The organism is Aporhodopirellula aestuarii (genome assembly GCF_023701485.1).
GTDB classification, from domain to species: Bacteria; Planctomycetota; Planctomycetia; order Pirellulales; family Pirellulaceae; genus Rhodopirellula; species Rhodopirellula aestuarii.
The window spans coordinates 82,133-102,252 of sequence record NZ_JAMQBK010000081.1 but is presented as its reverse complement, the minus strand read 5'-3'; the positions used below and the strand labels follow the sequence as shown (position 1 = coordinate 102,252).

The 20,120-nt window shown below is 56.5% G+C and carries 1 protein-coding gene; it reads left to right on the top strand.

The genetic code is table 11. The features are described from left to right. The first annotated feature begins 528 nt into the window (after nucleotides 1–528). Nucleotides 529–19,956, top strand: a complete 19,428-nt coding sequence (locus tag NB063_RS26595; protein WP_250932090.1) for a dockerin type I domain-containing protein — start codon at nucleotides 529–531, stop codon at nucleotides 19,954–19,956. The last annotated feature ends 164 nt before the right edge of the window (nucleotides 19,957–20,120 follow it).

The following is a 20,120-nucleotide window of genomic DNA, read 5'->3' as shown; positions in this document are numbered from 1 at the left end:
GGCGCCAGCGTCGTTGCGACTGGTACATCCGTTCGCCAACGTGTTCGTTGCGGTAAGTAGCGGTGCAGCAAAAATTTGCGACACCGCTAGCCCTAACTATACTCGGCGAACTGTACGCCTTAGCTCCTATGACGGATAGGGATCCTTTCCTGACCCCCGAGTGGAGTGCTGATGGGCGTTCAGCCTTGTCATTCACGACTGATCTTCGTCCGCTTTTAGGCCGGTTTCCGCTTGTGGGTTATTGAAAAAATAACCCTCTGGTGAGATCGAACTGAGGTCGTGCGAAGCTCCGAGATTCACATCAAGTGCAATGGTATTGCGGTTTTTTCATGCATTTTCGCCTGTAACAACCGACTTGCCGTCCGCTCTGCCTAGAAGGTTCGGTCTATGACCTCGCGTCAGCGAAATTCGTCGTCTTCTCCTGTTTCCACGACCCCTCAAGCGTCGTCCGATCAACCCACGCGCGCCCGCCGCTCAAATCGAGAGGGCCGGCGTTCGAGCGTCACACGTCAACAACGACGTCGGCATTTGCTCGAAACGCTTGAGGCCCGGCAATTGCTCGCCGGTCCCGAACTGATCGGGGTCCAACCCAATGAGGGCGAGTTGCTCGACAACGGGGCGGTTCGGCAAATTGCCCCACGGGTTTTGACGTTCCGGTTTGATCAAGATCAGCAGCTTGACGCCAACACGCTCGATTCGATCCAGCTCACCCGGAGCGGTCGTGACGGCTTGTTTGGGACGACCGACGATGTCCGAATCACACCGGGGCTCGTGTCGCTCGGTGATCCGAACGAGAATGAAGTCGTCGTGCGATTTGCCGATTCGCTGCCCGATGACAATTATCGAATCACCATCTACGGCTATGACGACCCGAACGCGACGCCTGTTCCGATTGTTGGCTTGCGTAACGTCCAGGGTGAGCTGATTCAGCCCTCGGTGGTCGGCGAACGCGTCGAGACGGTCAATTTCCGGCTCGACCTCGGTGCACTGATCGAAGCGGTCGTGCCGCAGCCGGTGATCCGAAACGCGGACGGGTCGTTGACTCAAAATCGTGACGAGATCGTTGTCTATTTCAACGAAGATCCTTTGTTCGTCGAGGACGACGCGGCGGGGAATCCGACCGAACGCTCAGCGGAGAACCCACGCTTCTACCAGTTATTGCTGACGCAAGATTCGGTGCGGACGACCGACGACGAGTTCTATCTTCCTGAGGAAGTGATCTACGACGCGACCACGCACACGGCTCGCTTGATTTTCGAATCCGACATCAACAACCTGCCTGGAGTTCCCGTCGGCGGCGGCACTTTCCGGTTGCGGATCGGAACGGCGGTCGATTCGAAGTTAGACCTGATCGTTGAACCATCGGAAATGCTGACGGCGCCGACGGCAACCGTTTCGCTCGGCGTGAACAGTGGGTCGTTTGAATTTGTCTCGCGTCAAGTCGGCGAAAACGCGTCGGGCCAACAGGTCCGCTTTGTGAACACCGGGACCGCCGGTTTGTCGGTTTCGCAAGACACGTCGGGTGTGATCGTCGTCAACTACGGCGGCAGCACTCCCTTGGTTAGTGACTTGGTCGCTGCGGTCGAGGGCGATGCGATTATCAGCAGTCTGATCTCGATCTCGGTCAACAGTTCTTTCTTATCGACGCAGTTGCCCCAGCGTTTGGTCGGCGGTGATCCGATCACGCTGGTCGGACTCGGAGACACGCTCAGCACGTCATTGGACATCGGAACGTTTGATGCCGATACGCTAACGAGCCTTGTGATCCGTGAGTCGATCTCGCCACAGCAGGTCAATATTGAGTTGCCCGGTGGGGATGACGATCCGGGGCACCGGTTGTTGATCGAACATATCAATGACGCGTTCGGTGCCGACTTGCAGTCTGGTATCACCGAGATCCCGTACAATTTCAAAGGCGTCTATTTCCAGAACGGAACGACCTCTTCGCTCAATCAGATCACTCCGACGCAGAAGCTGCGGATCCGTGAAGTGCTGCAGTTGTGGAGCAACAAAATCGGTGTGCAGTTCACTGAGACCGCGGACCAAGGGATCACGTTTGCTTTGGGTGAGACTAGCGATCTGTTGACGGCCGCTTCGCTGCCCGACGATCTGCGTTTTACCGCGGTTCCGCAATTGCAAGCGTCGGTGCGAGTCGACCCGGCGATCAATGACAACGCGACCGCGGGCAGCTCCAACGCGTCGATCGTGTTCAGCAACCAAGCGAACTTTGGATTCGATTACGGCGAGGACTTCACCCGCAAGGCGGCAGCCGGTGTGGGGCTGTTGCTGGGACTTTTAGCCGCTCCCGATCAGGCTCCGCGAGTGCTGATGGCGCTCAATGCGTTTAATGATGAGGCGTTGCTTCGCCGACCGACCGACGGTGTCCTTGGGCCTGCAATCACAGCACCAACGACCGATCCGAATTCGCCGGATTATCAACGGTTTGCTGAAGAACATCCTGAATTCCGGGGCTTCCTCAATGATCTAATTGATCCGATCACGCTGCCCGCGGATGTGCCAACGACGGAAGGTAGTTTGGTCTATCTACCCGATAATCTCGACGATTTCTCCCTTCCAGATTGGGAACCTGTTTTCCCATCGAACGTCGATGTCTTGCACGGACAATACGTACACCGGCCGGATAGCGTCGACGTCGACCTGTATCGATTCGTAATCGATTTGGACGATGCCAATCGGATCGGTCAACTCAGTGTCGAGACGTTTGCCGAGCGGCTGTCGGACTCCAGCGCCCTCGATACAACCGTCACGCTATTCGAAGAGGTTCGCGCCAGTGCGTCGACCGATTTGAAGATCGGGCCTTCCTTGCAGCTCCGTGTCGAAGCCACGCAAGTCGGCACAGGCGGCAACGGTGCGCGTATCGAATTCATTGAGAGCGACCGTGATGCCGGCGACGATCAAGTCCGCGTGCTAAGGCTTGATGATGGTGCCGGCGGATTCGTCAACAATGCGATTCTGATCGATATGCCACGTCGGGGCCGGTTTGTCGACGCTGTCGAAGTCGGCCAACTGATCGCGGCCATCGAAAATGACGCGTTTGCCAGCAGCCTCTTCCAACTCGAGCTCGTGAAGGGTTCGATAACGACCGACATCAGCGGTCTGAACCTCCGCACAACGCCGATCATTTTGTCCGGCGGTGGTCTCCATCAACTCAGCCGTAATGACGATTACTTCAGCGAAGATTCGTTCCTGACCGCGTCGCTCGGTGAGGGCGTCTATTACATCGGTGTTGCCGCCAGTGGCAACGATACCTATGACCCGATGGTGAAGGACAGCGGCTTTGGTGGATTGACGCAGGGCGATTATGAATTGCGGATCAAGTTCGAGCCGCAGGTCGATGAGGTCGATGTGATTCGAGACCGGGACGGAACACGTCCAGGAGTTCCAGGAACACCGATCGACGGTGATGGTGATGGCGTGCCTCGCGGAGCGAACAATTTCTGGTTCCAGACCCGTCCGGAACTACGCACGATGCAGTTCACACTCGGTGGTGAATCGATCACGCCGGGCCAGACGATGACGATCACGGGTGCCAACGGCGACACCCGCACGTATGAGTTCCTGCCGTTTGGCGGTGGTTCGGCACGACCGGGTAACGTGGTTGTCCGTTACAGCAGCACGCCTGGAAACGATTCGCCTCCTGAGAACCTTGCCGAATTGTTGGCGACGGCGATCAATGGCCGGCAAGACGCGACGGGTGTTGTCGCAACGGTGAATGCGGACAGCATCACGCTCGATGGTGAGCGTTCGGTGAGCTTCAGCAATAGTTTCCGCGGCGTTGAATCGTTCGGACGAATGATCTTTGTTGACAAGCTCGCCGCGACCAATGCGGACGGTAGTATCGATTTGCCGTTCAATAACATCAACAATCCCGCCGTCGTCAACGCCTTCGACTCAACGCTTCGGGGCGACATCGTCCGGATCGTGGGCAACGGTGGCTCGGATCAAAACATTGTGACCGAGGCGGATAACTTCGCTTATGAATTTGGATTGAGCGAAGTCGGTGGTCGGACGCTCGAAGACGGCCGCGACATGGAAATCCCCGCCGGGGTCACGACCATGATCGATGCCGGCGCGATTTTTAAACTGCGTTCATCCCGCATCAGCGTCGGAAGCAGCAGCACCCAGATCGACCGCAGCGGCGGTGCGTTGCAAGTTCTCGGAACGCCGCGTTTGGTAAGCTTTACCGACACCGGCGCCTCCCTGATTGGCGAAGTCAACGACGCCGGTCTCGGCTATGACGATGGAAGCGTCATTTTCACCAGCACCCGCGATCGCGCCGCCGACGCTGCCGGTGCCGGGACTTCCATCGCGCCCAAACCCGGTGACTGGGGCGGGATCGTTTTCCGTCGCGATATCGATCAAGCATTGGGCCGACTCGATTTGGAAGATGAAGGCATCTTCTTGCATACGGTCAATCATGCCGAAATCCGTTACGGCGGGAGTAGCGATATTCGGGTCGATTCGGTGCAACAATTGGTTAACCCGATTCAGTTGATCAATCTGCGTCCGAACATTTCTTTCAACGAGATCACTCGGAGTGCGGACGCCGCGATGAGTGCGGCTCCGGACAGTTTCCAAGAGACCACGTTTAGTACGCCCGCATTCCAGCAAGCAGGCAGCTTCACGCCTGATTACAGCCGGGTCGGACCGGACATCCACAACAACGTGCTAACAAATAACAGTCTCAACGGGCTGTTCATCCGCACCGTTGTGACCCCGAATTCGGCCCCAACGCAACTCATGTCATCGGCACGATTCGATGACACCAGCGTCGTGCACTTCATCGCTGAGAATCTCGTGATCGCGGGTGATCCCGGTGGTGCAATCCAAGACGGAATCCGACCTTCTTTGGCACAAGCTTCTGCTCAGATTTTGACGGGCGGTGCGATCCCCAACGGAACGTCGACGGTTGAGTACCTGATGACGTTCGTCGACGGAAACGGGTTCGAGTCGGCGGCGACGGACGTCTCCGCCGCCTTGCGTCTGTCGGCCGCGACCGGAGAAACGCTCGCCGGAGCAAGCATTCAATTGGCAGGATTGCCACGAATCCCTGATGGCACCGACTACGTTTCACGTCGCTTGTATCGAGCCGAATTCGACGCCACCGGAGCCCTGATCAGTGGTGGTTATCACTTGATCGCCAGCCTCGATGGTCTCAGTTCGACGTACACCGATGGTGGCGCGTCATCCGAAGGTCTGTTGGATCTCAATCGCGTGGGCCGACGTGGTCGACTCGATGCGTCATTGGTCATTGATCCGGGAATGGTGGTTAAGCTTCAGGGCGCTCGAATCGAACTCGGACACGGTACCCAGTTGCTCGCCGAAGGCACGCTGTCGCAACCGGTGATCTTCACCAGTTCGCTCGACGATCGCTATGGAACCGGCGGGACGTTTGATACCAACAATGATGCCAACACCCTGAACGGAAATGAAATCGCCGAGCGAGGTGATTGGTCGGGTATCTACGCCGGCGCGAATGCTTACGTCAGTTTGGACCACTCCGTCGTTTCATACGCCGGTGGTATCAGTTTGGTGACCGGTGGTGAGAGTCGCGGGTTTGCCCCACTCGAACTGCAACAGGCCGATGGTCGCATCACGAACACGCGATTCGAGTTCAACGAAGACGGACAGGATGGTTCGGGTCGTCCCGGCCGTGGTGGTCGACTCGCGGTGGATCCTTCGGTGATCTTTGTTCGCGGTAGCCAACCGGTGATTGTCGCGAACGAATTCAAGGACAACCGGGGTGCCGCGATCGGTATCGATGTCGACTCGATGGTCGCCGATCTGTTGCGAGACACCGGTCGTCAAACGGGCAGTGTGGATACGTTCTCCGAATTCGACGACAACCACGGTCCGTTGGTTCGCTTGAACCGATTCGAAGTCGTTCCCGCCGATGATGATGAAGACAAGCAAATCAGCGGCTTGGTCATCCGCGGTGGCGAGCTTCTCGTGGAGTCGATTTGGGACGACACCGACATCGTTCACGTGCTCAATAAGAGTGTGACTGTTGGCAATATCCAAAGCTCCGGCGGCCTGCGATTGCAAAGCCGCGCCAACGAATCTTTGGTGGTCAAACTCAGTGGTGCGGGCACGCCGAACAGTGCCACGCTCGGTACCGGGTTTACCGCGACGGGAGAAACGAGCGATAGCGACCAACGGCTCGGCGGCACCATTCACATCGTCGGTTTGCCGGGAGCTCCGGTTGTTCTGACGAGTTTCAAAGACGATACGGTGGGTGCGGGTCTCGCGATCGACGGAACGCATTTCACGGACACCAACGGAGATTCCTACGGATCACGTCCCGAGACGAATGATTGGCGCAGCGTTTTGCTGGACCAATACAGCAACGACCGTAACGTCGATTTCATTCTGGAAGAAGAACTCACCACCGACGTGGCTCCGGGACGAAACGGCGACGTGAATCAGGCTCAGTTCTTGGGTGATCTCGCGGCCGATTTGAATCTCGGTGATGAAAATCGTCGGCTCGGTTTCGAGGTCAGCGGTTACCTATCGGGTCCGACCGACGTCGATACGTACAGCTTCGATGGCAGCGCCGGTTCCGAGGTTTGGTTCGATATCGACAGCACGTCCTTTGGCCTCGATACCGTTGTGGAATTGCTCAACGCCGAGGGCGTGTTGCTCGCACGTAGCGACAATTCGATTGCCGGAGACGTGGTCATCTCAGATCCTTCGGTAGCCGGTTTGGTGAGTCCGTTGCAATCGCGTGCCGACACTTACACCGAAAAGAATGTGTTCGGTGACTACCTCGATATCGGCAGCATCAACTCACGCGACGCCGGTTTCCGAGTCGTATTGCCTGGCGATTCGACCGGAAACGACAGTCGCAGTACGTACTATTTCCGTGTTCGCAGTGCATCGACTAACCCGAACGATCCGAATGCCGGCGGCAGTCACGGCACCTACCTGGTCCAAGTTCGCTTGCAAGAAGCGCAAGAGTATCCCGGCAGCGTCATTCGCTACACCGATATCCGCTGGGCTAACAACGGGATTCACGTCCGCGGATTACCGGGTGAGTCACCCTTGATGGGTGAAGCCGGTGAGAACGAATCCGTCGTGGGCGATGATTCACCGTTCGGAATCGCCTCGTCCAACGACGTACTCGAATCCGTTTCTCTGCAAAACGATAATCGTGCACCGGCGCAACAACCGCAGAACGTCGGAAACCTGCTCGACGGTAAACGTCCCGTCATCAGCGTTGCCGGATCAATCAGCGATGGGCTCGATGTGGACTTCTACCAAGTCGACATCGCGGCCCTGGTCGGCACCGAAGGTTTGAATACCAATTACATGTCGACGATTTTTGACGTCGACTACGCCTCGGGGCTGACACGTCCGGATACCAATATCAGTGTGTTCTATGATCCTGACGGCGAGTTCGGGCCTGCACTCCCGCAATTGGTATTGTTCGGTGCCGATAGCAACGTGGCCGAAGATCAATCGAGCCCATTCGGTGAGAACGGCAATTTCGCCGAACGCCTCGACCGTGGTTCGATCTCGGCAAGCGATCCACTGATCGGTCCTGTTTCGCTTCCCGAAGGTGCGTACTACGTCGCCATTACCGCGGGAGAAAGATTGCCTGAGCAACTCAGCGATGTGGCGGTTCGTCGGGAGCCGATTAACTCGATCCAACGGATCTTCGAAGACCGGATTGATAGTGCCGCGACGGGCGACAGTGTCTTTGGTGGCCCGCGTGAAGACGAATTGTTCTCCGATGCTGCGATCATCGGCGGTGGGTTCACCACGACCACTGAGCGTGCCAACGACATCGGCCACGGCGTCAACGACAACTTTGACAAGACGAATTTCGGGCTGACCGGTCGCAACCAGACTTTCTACAGCGAATTCCGCGGTGAGTTCAACACGACTGATGATACAAACGTTGAGTCGCCGTACACGCGAATTCAGAGAATCACCGAAGGCACCGCGGGGCCTGCCGGTGCGTTGGATCTGAATACATTGGATTGGTCGATTTCGAGCAACCCGCAAATTGGTGGTACCGACGACTTCACCGCACAGACGATTCCTCACGTTTCGATCGAAGCGTCGATGAACGGCGATTCCGCCGACTTCTATCAATTGACGATCACGGAAAACAACACTCGCGTGATCATCGATGTCGACGAAGGTGAAAACCCCTTCCAATCAATTTTTGGTGATCCGACTCTCGGCAGCGTGGATGTCGACCTGGTCATCCTGGATGCTTCGCGTGTTCTGCTCAATCCTCCCGGACGTGTGTTTAACTCGTTGACGACGGAAGGACAAACGGGCAGTGCGGGTGATACGTTCTTCTCGATCAGCAGTGACCCTTTCTTCGATGGCATCCTTGACCAGGGTGTGTACTTCATCGGCATTTTGGAGGCGAACACTCAAATCGTTACCGCCCCGAACGGTACGCTGACGTTCCCGCGCACCGGCGAGGCGGCAACGGGGCGTTACGTGATGCACGTTTCAGCGGCGGATCAAGTTATCGGCGACGGCGCCAACGAAAGCATCCACTTCGATCGCAACGTCGAAACTCGCGGTCAATTGCTCAGCAACGCGTTCGACCTAGTCGGATACGCCGCCGAAGACCTGCCGCGGTTCTACTTCAACTATCTCTGGGATAGCCCGCTCGATGGTCTCGGCAACCCGATCGATTCGCTCACGCTGAAGATCACTAGTGCGGAAAACCCCGCTGGCATCACGTTCGATGAGACCCAGCCGAACTTGACGTTAGATCCGACCGCCGACCCGGATCCTGATTTTATCAGTGATTCGCAATGGCGTCAGAAGGTAATCTCGCTGAGCGATTTTGCCGGCCACACTGATATTCGTTTTGAGTTCGAATATGAGAGCGATGGGGTCGTCGTTGACGAAGCCGAAGGTTTGTATCTGGACGACTTTATCGTTGGTTTTGCCGAACGTGGCGAGACGGTGTTCAACTCCACGCCGGGAGCCACCACGTTCGTCGGTGAAGCCGAAGGGCCGACCGGCGAGTACCAACTCGAAATGCGTCGTGCGACGTCGTTCACCACGCCTACCGGTAACGCACAAGGTTTGACGCGATCGTTCGATACCAACGACCGTCACGCTCAAGAAATCACACTCGTCGTGCCCGCCGGGTCCCAGGTCCAAGACGGCGATATCTTCGAAATCAATGATGGCAAGACGACGCAAGTCTTCGAGTTCGACAACAACGGGTCGACCCGGTTCACGAACCAACGGTTGATATTTAGCACCGCGGACACACCAGCGGAACTCGCAATGCGGATTCGCACGGCGATCAACGCGACCAATCGGTTGGATGTGGAAGCTGCCTCCGCGTCCGGACTCGATGATGAAACGATGACCGGAAATCGGTTGAACCTGTTTGGTGCCGTCAATGGTTCGTTCACGGAGTTGGCGTCGTACAGCGACGCACCGCAAGTCACTGATACGCTGGACTTTGAACTCACCGCGCAAGGCAACCGACGCATCCTCATGCCTGCGGTCTTGCACAACGGATCAGGTGACGTCAATTACACGCGGACTCAGGGCCAGGTCATCATTGAGAACAATGTGATCAGCGATGTCCACGCCATCGGTATCTATTCGGAAGCCGGCGATCGTGGTACCGACATGGAATACTATCGCGGCGATCCGTCGGAAGTCGATTTCTTCAATGAGTTATTCGGTATCGCTCAGAGCACCGACTCACCGCATCCATTCTTACAACTGCCCCCAGTCGGTAATCCTGCTGCCGGTGTCGCTCGGAACCTGCCGACGCTGAACAACTCCGTCGACGGCGGGTTGATGTCGGGCGTGGTGATTCGTAACAACACGATCGATCAAGCTCGGATGTCGGGCATTAAGGTCGAAGGCGAAACGCGACCGTTTGTCATCGATGCTTTGTCATTGAACGTCAATGACGGATACACGATGGCGATTGACGCCGCCGGAACGCGGGTCGTCTTCGAATTTGAAGACATTGGTGGGGCACCCGTCGTCGCGGGCGGTAGCGGAACCGCGGGTGGAAATGGATTCATTGACGGTCACGTGCCGATCTACTATCGGCATCAATCCAGTGCAGCAGCTTATAACAACGCACCCGGAACGGTTTATCCGTATTCGTCGTTCGAGTTGATGCTCGCAATTGAACAGGCCATCCAAGGCAGTATCCTTGTGACCAATGATATGGCCGAAGTGGTTACTGCGTATCTCGGCCCTTCGATGGTGCAGCGTAGCGGTTTCGAAGAACAATTTGCCGCTAACCCGGAATCATTCCCGAACGCCGCGGTCTACTTGCAAGGTGTTAGTAATATTTACTTCACCACCGCCTATGGAAGCAGTGGCGGCGGTATCACTGATTTCTCGGTCGGTCCGGCACCGGTTGCCGAAGCGGCACAGCCGTTTGCTCGCGTGGTTAACAACACCGTCTACGGTTCCGATGGGACGCAGTCGTTGTTCCCTGACGACGCGAAACTGGACAACAACGACGTTCTTGCTGATGCGACGACGACCTATGTCGGACGTGATCACGCAGGTCCTTACATCCAAAACGCGGCGATCGGTTACAACATTCCACAGGGTCTGACCGATCAAACGATCACCTTCCGAACCGTGTTTGACAGTTCCAACGTGACCGATGCACGCAGTGCCGTGGTCGGTGTCGGCGTCGAGTTTGGCAACATTGCTAACTTCGCGACCGACGGTGCACCGACCACGACGGTTAACGCCAACATCGACGTCAATAATGCGTCGATCTCGGTGAATTACACCGGTTCCGGTGTGGTCGCCGACGGCAGTTTCAACGGATACGTTTTCGAAGGGGATTTCAGCAACCTTCGAGGTGTCGACGTCAGCGACGCGTCAACCGTGGGTGTGGATGTCTCCTTCACCGATACGCAACTGTTGGTTAACCTGACCGGTGGGCAGACGATCGACGCCAGTGATCAATTATTCCTCAGCCTCGAGTTCCCAACCCAAGAATTCCCTGCCGCTCTTGCCGGAGTGGAGGATGCCAACGATGTCGACCTCTATAAGGTGGAATTGATCGTTGGTGATCGCTTGATCGTTGACATCGATACGATCGAAAATGGTCCGGATACGATTATCCGGATCTTCGATGAGTTCGGTGAGTCACAAGTCTTGAACTTCGGTGCACCCAACGAAACCAAGGTTGCCGACAATGGTGCGGCGCCGGATTATCTCGATCCGCGATCAACTGCATTTGCCGGTGCCGGTCGAGCAGGTACGGTGACGGATAACTTGAATGGTCGCGACCCGTTCGTTGATTTCACCGCTTTGAAGACAGGAACCTATTTCATTGGTGTCAGTTCCGTGGGCAATGCGGGTTATGACCCCAACAGCCTCTCCGGACGAACGGGTGGTACTACCACGGGTGACTACGAAATCGGCATTGAGGTTTACACCCCTCGCCAATTCGTAATGAGTCTTGACGACGGCAACGAAGGTCAAAGCCGGCGGGGTGGCACGGTCGGTAGCGATTTGGTCGGCACGACGTTTACGGTCACGCAGATCGCGGATTTTGCGGGCAATTGGCCTAATTTCCCGGTCAGTGGCGGCACACCAACAACCGTCGGAAACCAACTAACGTTCGAATTTACGAACAGTGTTACCGGCATCGTCCTGGGCAACGGCAACTACAACGTCCCGTTGATCGCTAATTACAACGTTCCTGAAATCATGGACGCGATCGCCAGCGCCGTGACCGGATTGCAAGATCCGATTTCCGGTGCGGACATCCCTGCACTGCCCAACAATGAAAACGGTAACGGTCCTGGTGGACGCAGCGGCCCGATTGCTCGTGGCCGCGCCACGGCGTTGGGTGGTCAAAGCGGTGACAACTTGGGCATCGTGAACCTGTCCGACCCGAGCCGACGGCCGGGGCAGACTCGCACGCTATTCCCGATTCAATCTCAAGGGAATGACACGGACTTCCCGTTGGGTTTCGGACATGATCGTGTTGAAAATAACTCGTCAACGCTCAGCCCCAACAACACACTAACGGACGGTTTTGCGTCGACCGAGCTGTATGTTCTGTTTGAAAACATCGCGGAAATCGAACTGAGTCCGCAAGCGATGGCCGCCGGATTGAAGCTGAGCACGAACGACTTCCGTCCGAACTCAGACAACAACAACCGAGTCGAGTTTGCCGAGAATGCGGATCAGCTGATCGCTGAAAGCGGGATCTGGGTCACCGGTGGTGCTTCCCCGACCTTGCTCAACAACGTGTTGTCGAACCTGCACCAAAGCATCCTTGTTGACGAGACGAACTTCTTCGGTTTCGGAAAACGGGTGCGGGTCGCCGGGAATGACTTCATCAAACCGCAAGAGGTCGTTGTTAACGGCAACGTGTTCCAGCACGACGAATCTCGCAACAGCGAAATCCGATTCGACGTGACGTGGCCGGTCGACCCGACCGGGCCGTTTGACATCGTTGATACTTCGTTGTCGACCGACGACGTGGTTGGCGCGACGAACGTGACGTTGCAATCGGGTGACTTCAATTTCTTTATCGATCCGACTGGTGTTTTGCTGGTTGATTCGCAAGGAAACAACTTCCTCCCGGCGCCTGGCTCTCGTGTCATCGATAGTGCGACGAGCAGCCTGAACGAGCGGAGTTCGTTCTCGTCGGTGAAAACCGCCGTCGGTCTTCCGATCAGCAACGTTCTGGCACCGAATCGTGACGTCAATGGAGTCCTGCGAGCTGATAATCCGAACTTCGTGACGTCGGGTGGATCGGGACAATCGATCTTCAAGGATCGTGGTAGCTCGGAACTCGCTGATTTTATTGGGCCCATCGCGATCGCATTGAATCCGCGAGATAACGACGCCGCTGGGCTCGACCGTGATACTTCGGTGTCCTACATCCAACGTGGTGTAGGCGTGCTGGGTGACTTCCGCATCCAGTTGGTGGATACCGGAGACGGATCCAATCCGTTCACCGGCATCGGAATCGATGACAGCACGTTGAAGGTTGCCGAGATTCCAGGCCTCCGCCGGGAAGGTGCCAACCTGACCGTGTTCGAGAACGATGAACTGCTCGAGGAAGGTATCGATTACACGTTCCGATATGACGAAACGAGCAACACGATCACCCTGATCCCGTTGGCGGGTGTGTGGCGTGATGATCGTTCGTATCGGATCGCGTTGAATAACCGTGACCGTACCGTCTTAATCGCGCCAGATCCGAGTGAAGTCACCGACGGTGATCAAATTCGAATCACGGACTCCGATGGCGGTACCGTGGTGTTCGAATTCGATTCGGGCTACCAATTGTTCTTGCCTGAAACGCCGACATTGATCGTGCCCACGGTTGGCACCGAAGTGGGCGGATTGAGCGATGGAGATATCTTCCTGATCTCCGACGGTATCAACGACGCGGTCGTCTTCGAATTCGATAACGATGGCGTTCTGTTGCCCGGTTCGCGGCGTGTTTCGTTGCCTACGGAGTCGCTGGTCGGTCAACAAGTCGGACTAAGAGTTGGCAACGATAATTTCTTGTTCCAGTTTGTCGAAGAGAATGGTTCCGCAACCGGCGGCGCGATCGCCGTCACGTTTAATCCTGCTGATCCGGTTGAAGGAAGTATTTTCGAACTTTACCGAGTCATCCAGCAGACGCTTGCAAACAACGGCATCAATGTGGTTGTCGATGTTGCCGATGATGATCTCACCACGTTGATTATCACGACCGCAACCAGCGGACCCGCGGTCTCGATTACGAGCAAGCCGACTTCCTTCTCGACCGGCGCTGCCCCGTCGCCTTCCCGAGGCATTTCTCTCCAATTGGAAAGTTTGCCGGCCAAGGAAACCCCGACAGGACGGCAGGAACGTCAAGAGTACCTCAACCTGATCGCTCAAAGCATTCAAACCGCGATCACTCAAGAGCGTCGCAAGACGAATGAAACAGGTGATCTGCCGTCGAATCGGGCTGCGGCGTTTGACTTTGAAGTGAAGATTGATGCCAATCGTGTTGTACTCGGTGCACCGGCTGGTTATGTCGTCGATACTTCAGGTACCGGACTCGGCCAAGATGCTCGGACGCTGGCGTTGCAAGTGCCAACCGTCGGAACCGGAATCAACGGTATTGTGGACGGTGACTCGTTCACGGTCAGCAATGGCAATAGCGAAAAGGTGTTCGAGTTCACCTTGGATGCTCAGCTCGACAACAGTGACGCGACGCAGATTTTCCTCGACACCACGCTGGGTAATCTGACTGGAGGAGAGATCGCCGAATTAATCCGCGAGACGGTCGAGGAAGCCGGCCTCGGATTGACCCCAACGGTCGATGGTGAAACGGTATATCTCGACCTGCCAGCGAACGGGTTGGTCGCTGCCTCGTCGGGTCAGTTGCGTGTGCTCGGTTTGTCGCGTCCGCTGCTCGATGGGGACATCATTCGTGTTGCCAAAGCTCCTGAGCCACCGTCCACGGCGATCGCAATTAACAATGCGTTCCCAGCCGGATTTGAAGTCGGCACGATTGTGGCGCAGATCGATAGCACCGTGTTCACGCTGGAACTCCGCGAAGGCGATCTGCTGCCTGAACTCTATAATTTTGAGTTCGACACCAGCGATGCGGATCCTGCTGAAGTCACACCGGGTAATTTCCCGATTGACGTTACGGAAACGATCGCAGACGAAAATGGCGTCTTGCGTGAGTATTTTGTTTCGCGAGATGAATTGGCTCGCCGAATTGCTCAGGCGATCCAGGCTCGCGGAATCGATGTCAGCCCGGTGGCTCAAGATGAGTTCATTTATCTGACCGTTCCTGCCGAAAAGACCGCTCGAATCATTTCCGAATTCAATGGTATCGGTTTGACGGAGACCGCGACCTTTGAAGAACGAGTCACGTTCGAATTCGATCTGAGTACCGCGGAAAATCCGAACGGTGATGGGGTAACACCCGGCAACCGGGCGATCCTTTATTCACTCACCGATACATCTTCCGAACTCGCGGACAAGGTTACTGCGGCACTGAATCCTGTCGACGATGCCGGCAACGCGATCACCTTGATCGACGGGTTGCTGCCGGGAAGTAGTCCGGTCGCGCCAGGACAGGTTGCGGTGAACGTCAGTTCGGATAATCCGTTGACCTTGTCGGTGACCATTGACAGTTCGCTCGAAATACGCGGCGAACCGGGCGTCAGTGGCAGCAGCACGGTCGAAGTGTTCGGACCGCTGTTGTTGTCGATGCCGGTCCTCGGCGGTAATAGCATCACCAACGGCGGCATCTTTGTGATTGCCGATGACGACGGTAACGATATCGTCTTCCAGTTCGGAATTGGTGGTTTTGTGCCACCTGCCCAAGCCGTTGTCGGTGCGAACGTGGTCAACTACAGCACCGCGGATGACCCGGATGTTTTGGCGACGAAGTTTGCGGCGGCCATCCGCGCAGCGGCTACCGGTTTGACCGCAACTGTCGTCAACGGAACGCAGGTTTCGCTGGGACGTACCGATCAAGACCGCGTGAGCAACGCGGGATTACCCGGCGTCAGCGGCACGCCGGCGATCGATATCGTTCGCGGGATCGTCAGTGACGGTGAGATTCTTCGGATCCGCCAAGGCGATGTGTCGGTTTCCTTCGAATTCGATTCGGTCGATAACGGTGGGGGCGTGGAGCCGGGTAATGTTCAGGTCGCGTTCCAGCCGACCAGCACTCCGGGTGATATCGCCGAAGCTTTGGCGGCAGCGATTCGCAATAACAGTGGCGGGTTACGGTTTACACCGGGTGAAGACGGAACCGTCTACCCGATCGCCGAACTCGATGAAAACGGTATCCCAACCGGCGGCGTGATCTTGAACGATTTGCCGGGAACTCAAGTGGATATCTCAGACGCACCGACCTTGAACGTGACGGGTGTTCCCGGCGGAGCGATCCCGATTGCGATCTCGCCGTTGTTTAGCCCCGAAGCAGTGAAACAGGTCATGCTTCGTCAACTCAACAGCGTCAACGTTGTTGGCGAATTGCCGACGACCACGTTGGTAGCGGAGGACCGCGGCGGAAACACGCTGTTCGTTGAGAACGCTTCGATTATCAGTGGTCCGGTCAGCAACTACTATCTGCCCGCGATCAAAGATGTCGTTGGCAACCCGCTGCAACCCAATCGTGATGATCGGACGACGCAGTTCACGATTAACCTGTCCGACATCGCCTTGGACTTTGGTGACGCTCCCGATCCGGTCGGATTGGTTGCGGGACGCTATCCGACACGACTTGCTGACAACGGTGCTCGTCACATCATTGGTGTGGGACCTGTCTTGGGGACCAGTGTGGATGCGGAAGTGGATGCCCTTTCGGTGCGGACCGCGGATGGTGACGACTTCACCATTTCTGTCAGCGGCGGGGGATCACTGTTTGTCCCACGGCTCGAAGATGGCGTGGTCAAGATTGACATCAATCCGAACAACCTATTCGACGTCACGCGTTTCGATGGAGAGACGTTCACGATCGATACGGGGGCCGCGATTGCCACGTTCGAATTCGATACCGACGGCATCTTCGACGAAGACAACTACAACATCTGGGTTCCGGGTTACACCGGAAATCGCATCCTGACGGCGGCCGACAGTGCATTGCTGACACGGACGGCAATTGCGACGGGCATCGAGGAAGCGATTGCTCTGAGTCCGTTGAATCCGGCATCCACGAGGACCGTGGAAGGGGCAACGCCAGGTTCGGTCACGTTCGAAGTCAGCGGTGACGACGAAGACGGTGTCACGTTCACGAGTACCGCGAACCCAGAGGGACTCTTTAACGCGAGCCTAACGACTCAAGTAAGCGTGACCGTGACCGGTGCCGGTATCCTCGAGGGCTGGATCGACTTCAACGCCGACGGTGATTGGGATGATCCGGGCGAGCTGGTGATCTCACCCGATTTGGCATTCGATGGAACGGTAAACCCCGCCATCTTCGGTGAGGGCACGACGACTCACACGTTCCCGGTAACGATTCCGGCAACGACGACCAAGCTACTCGCCGGTCAATCGGCCAACACGTACGCACGTTTCCGGGTGTCCACCAACGGCACCGGCTCGCCGGTCGGATTGGCACTCAGCGGAGAAGTCGAAGACTATCTCGTTCGTTTGGTCGGTGGCCAACCTCCAGCGATCGGGAACCCGAGTCCGCAGTACACCGTCCGTGAGGGTGATTTCCTACAGGCGGGCGACGACACCGGTACGGACGCGTTCACCAACAACAACGGACTGCTGGTCGGTGTCACGACCGCAACGCCGGGTGGGGTTCAGATCTATGCGGATGATATCGGTGTGCGGCAATTGTTTGACGAGTCAGGTCAATTCGCCGGAACACTCGAGGTTCAACGCAACGGAACGTTTACTTTCGATGCCGATGATGACTTCTCAGGCCAGGTAACGTTTAGCGTTCTGGCAACGGACGTTGTCCCGTCAGCTCCTCAGAACCAATTGGTGAGCCCGACGCCGATCGTCGCAACGATCACGGTCACACCAGTAAACGATCGACCAACGCTGCAGGACGGTGTCGTCGAAGATGATGTGGTTACGACGACCACCATCAATGAAGACAATGTTGTCAGCCAAGCCGATCAAACTAGTCTCGGACCGGTCGTGTTTACCGCGAGCCAACTGATCGATCCGTTCTACTCGGCAGGACCGGGTACCGAACCTGACGAACAAGATCTGTTCTTCTTGTCCGCCGGTACTGTGACGACGCCATTCCGGACGACTCAGGGCGGATCGTTGACGATCAGTTCGAATGGTCGCACAATCCTTTACACACCACCACAGGATTACAATGGTCTGACAGCGGACACGTTCACCTACACGGTGGCGGATCGGTTGAAGAGCACTCTTCCAGGAACGATCGTCAGCCAAACGGCCGACGTGAGCGGCCGGGTGGAAATCACGATCAACGCGATCAACGATAACCCTCGGGTGAACAACGAGACGTATCAAACAACCGAACGGGTTTCGAACAGCGATCCGATTTTGATCATCCCGATCAATGGTCCTACGGTGATCAACGGACAAAGCGTTGCTGGTATTCTGGATAACGATACGGCCGGGCCACTCGACGAGACGCAACCGCCGCAAAATCAAACCATCAGTTTGAAAGCGGGGCAGTTCACGTCCATCGAAAACGGTGCGATCGTCCAATCGCGACGTACCGAAGGTGGTGGCGGCCGGATCGCTCTGGTCGGAAATAACTTGGAGTACACGCCGCGATTGAACTTCAGCGGCATCGACCGGTTCACCTACATTGTTGTTGACTCACTCGGTGCGGAGTCGACGGCGACCGCCTTCATTAATGTCGGTGGTGTGAACAATCAGCCTGAGTTCTTTGGGGTCCGAGGCCAAGAAGGGCAAACCACTCTCGAGTTCGATGAACGCAAGGCGGCCGACGAAACCGCCACCTTCGACTTGACGTCGTGGTTTGTGGATGCCGATGACGATTCGCTTACGTTCCCGCAGCCGACTGTGGAGAACACGGATCTGTTTACCGCGACCACGAACGGCAGCCAGCTGACGCTGAATTTCAAACCGTTCGCATTCGGAACCACGACCTTGTTTGTTCGTGCCACGGATTCGTTGAGTCCCGATGTGGTTCAAGAAATTACCGTCACCGTGCTTGGATCGGATGACCCACCGGTTGTCGCAGGCAGCTTGCAGCCGCTGCAGATTCTTGAGGACGGCGTCGGGCAAGCAAATCTGAGGCGTCCGACCGTTGACGGTGATGGATTGTTCTTCGATCCAGACAACGATGTGTTGACGTATCGCGTTCGCCGACTCGGTTCGATCAGCAACCCGACGGCGGCCCAAATCGCCGCGCACCCGTTGGTCCAGTCGATTCAGTTCCTCGGTGACACGCTGCAGATCACTCCGAAGCCTGATCAATCCGGATCTGTTCAAATCGAGATCGAAGCGTCCGATGGAACGTTTGTAAACTCACACTCCTTTGACTTCGTCGTGTTGGCAACTGAGGATGCTCCGCGGGGCAATGTCACGCCGAGCGGCGTCGCAAGCCCGGATGCCTATTCCGTGCCTGTGGGAGGAACGTTGCGAATTACGGATCCGTCGCTCGGACTGCTCCGCAATGACTTCGATCCCGATCCGGGTTCGTCGATCCGAATCGCTCCAGGATCGTTGACCCAACCGGTTGGCGGAACGGGAGCGGTCGATCTGCTGGGACGCGAAGACGGTGCGTTCTCGTTCACGACGACCAAGACCGGCAATTCGATTCCGGTTGCCGGTCAGACGGATACGTTCACGTATCGTTTGATCGACAACACAGGACGACTCAGCGGCCCGATCACCGTGAACATCACTTTCAATCAATCGAGTTATCAGAACCCGATTAATAAGTTCGACGTCAGTGCCGACGGATTCATCACCGCCGTGGATGCTCTGCGAATTTTGAACCTGATGAATGCACGCGGCGCCGATACGAGTGCCTTCAGCGTCTCGGAATTGACGAGTTCGCCGCCGGACTACTACGACGTCAACGGTGACGGATTTATCAGCTCGGTCGACGTGCTGCAGGTCATCGAAGAGCTCAACCGTCGTGATGCCAACGGCAACAACGGTTCGAGTGAACCGCTCGCGACGCAATCAGCATCCTCGGTGACCACGGTGACGTCCAATGTCGCCGGCGGCATCGAGAGTTCGCTGGCATCGACCCAGGCATTTGCGAGTGGTTCAACAGCCAATCTCGGTTCGGCAAACACCGTGCTGCGAACGGCTGAAGAAGAGGGGCCGATTGATGCCTCCGCATCGCTCGATAAGCTGTTGACCTTCGGCATGGACCTCCAATCAGGGGGGCAATTGAAGGCGGAGGAAGTTGCCGACACGTTGGCATCGAACCTGTCATCGTCACAAGCTTCCGAATCGGAAACGACCGGACAAGCGAATGACTCTGCGTTACTGGATCTATTTTCTGATAGTTTTGAGACAGACTAAACTGGTCTACTAATCGTCCAGGGACGGTTGAAGGGAATTCCTTCGCCGTCCGAGTTCCGTCTGCTATTACCCCACCGATTTTTTCTTCCAAGGCTTCGGTCAAACCATGACCCACCGACGAAACCCACTTTCGCGAGCGTCTCGTACTGTTTCCCGTCGAGATG